The sequence below is a fragment of the Streptomyces arenae genome (assembly GCF_022343545.1).
Classification (GTDB): domain Bacteria; phylum Actinomycetota; class Actinomycetes; order Streptomycetales; family Streptomycetaceae; genus Streptomyces; species Streptomyces humi.
The window spans coordinates 9,456-11,431 of sequence record NZ_JAKQYH010000001.1; the positions used below are offsets into that span (position 1 = coordinate 9,456).

The window sequence follows — 1,976 nt, forward strand, 5'->3', positions numbered from 1 at the left end:
CGTTGTTTGAGAACTGCACAGTGGACGCGAGCATCTGTGGCCAAGTTTTTAAGGGCGCACGGTGGATGCCTTGGCACCAGGAACCGATGAAGGACGTGGGAGGCCACGATAGTCCCCGGGGAGTCGTCAACCAGGCTTTGATCCGGGGGTTTCCGAATGGGGAAACCCGGCAGTCGTCATGGGCTGTCACCCGCTGCTGAACACATAGGCAGTGTGGAGGGAACGAGGGGAAGTGAAACATCTCAGTACCCTCAGGAAGAGAAAACAACCGTGATTCCGGGAGTAGTGGCGAGCGAAACCGGATGAGGCCAAACCGTATGCGTGTGAGACCCGGCAGGGGTTGCGTATACGGGGTTGTGGGATCTCTCTTCTGTCGTCTGCCGGCGACAGGACGAGTCAGAAACCGTTGATGTAGGCGAAGGACATGCGAAAGGTCCGGCGTAGAGGGTAAGACCCCCGTAGCTGAAACATCAGCGGCTCGTTTGAGAGACACCCAAGTAGCACGGGGCCCGAGAAATCCCGTGTGAATCTGGCGGGACCACCCGCTAAGCCTAAATATTCCCTGGTGACCGATAGCGGATAGTACCGTGAGGGAATGGTGAAAAGTACCCCGGGAGGGGAGTGAAATAGTACCTGAAACCGTGTGCCTACAAGCCGTGGGAGCATCCTTGTGGTGTGACTGCGTGCCTTTTGAAGAATGAGCCTGCGAGTTTGCGGTGTGTTGCGAGGTTAACCCGTGTGGGGTAGCCGTAGCGAAAGCGAGTCCGAATAGGGCGTTTCAGTAGCACGCTCAAGACCCGAAGCGGAGTGATCTAGCCATGGGCAGGTTGAAGCGGAGGTAAGACTTCGTGGAGGACCGAACCCACCAGGGTTGAAAACCTGGGGGATGACCTGTGGTTAGGGGTGAAAGGCCAATCAAACTCCGTGATAGCTGGTTCTCCCCGAAATGCATTTAGGTGCAGCGTCGTGTGTTTCTTGCCGGAGGTAGAGCACTGGATAGGCGATGGGCCCTACCGGGTTACTGACCTTAGCCAAACTCCGAATGCCGGTAAGTGAGAGCGCGGCAGTGAGACTGTGGGGGATAAGCTCCATGGTCGAGAGGGAAACAGCCCAGAGCATCGACTAAGGCCCCTAAGCGTACGCTAAGTGGGAAAGGATGTGGAGTCGCACAGACAACCAGGAGGTTGGCTTAGAAGCAGCCACCCTTGAAAGAGTGCGTAATAGCTCACTGGTCTAGTGATTCCGCGCCGACAATGTAGCGGGGCTCAAGCGTACCGCCGAAGTCGTGTCATTCGTACAACAGGGCCAACGCCTGTACGGATGGGTAGGGGAGCGTCGTGTGCCGGGTGAAGCAGCACCGGAAGGTAGTTGTGGACGGTTCACGAGTGAGAATGCAGGCATGAGTAGCGATTCACACGTGGGAAACGTGTGCGCCGATTGACTAAGGGTTCCTGGGTCAAGCTGATCTGCCCAGGGTAAGTCGGGACCTAAGGCGAGGCCGACAGGCGTAGTCGATGGATAACCGGTTGATATTCCGGTACCCGCTGTGAAGCGTCAAACATCGAGCCCATTAATGCTAAGGCCGTGAAGCCGCCCCGGAGCCTTCGGGCAAAGGGGAGTGGTGGAGCCGCTGACCCAAGGTGGTAGTAGGTGAGTGATGGGGTGACGCAGGAAGGTAGTCCAGCCCGGGCGGTGGTTGTCCCGGGGTAAGGGTGTAGGACGTTGTCTAGGTAAATCCGGACAGCACATAGTCTGAGACCTGATGCCGAGCCGATTGTGGTGAAGTGGATGATCCTATGCTGTCGAGAAAAGCCTCTAGCGAGTTTCATGGCGGCCCGTACCCTAAACCGACTCAGGTGGTCAGGTAGAGAATACCGAGGCGTTCGGGTGAACTATGGTTAAGGAACTCGGCAAAATGCCCCCGTAACTTCGGGAGAAGGGGGGCCACACCTGGTGAGGGAATTTTGAGGGAATTT

1 rRNA gene (only partly in view) is annotated in these 1,976 nt (G+C 56.9%); it reads left to right on the forward strand.

Features of this window, described 5'->3' with window-relative positions:
* Positions 1-38 precede the first annotated feature (38 nt).
* Positions 39-1,976: ribosomal RNA gene (locus tag MB828_RS00015) — 23S ribosomal RNA — on the forward strand; it runs 380 nt beyond the window's last position.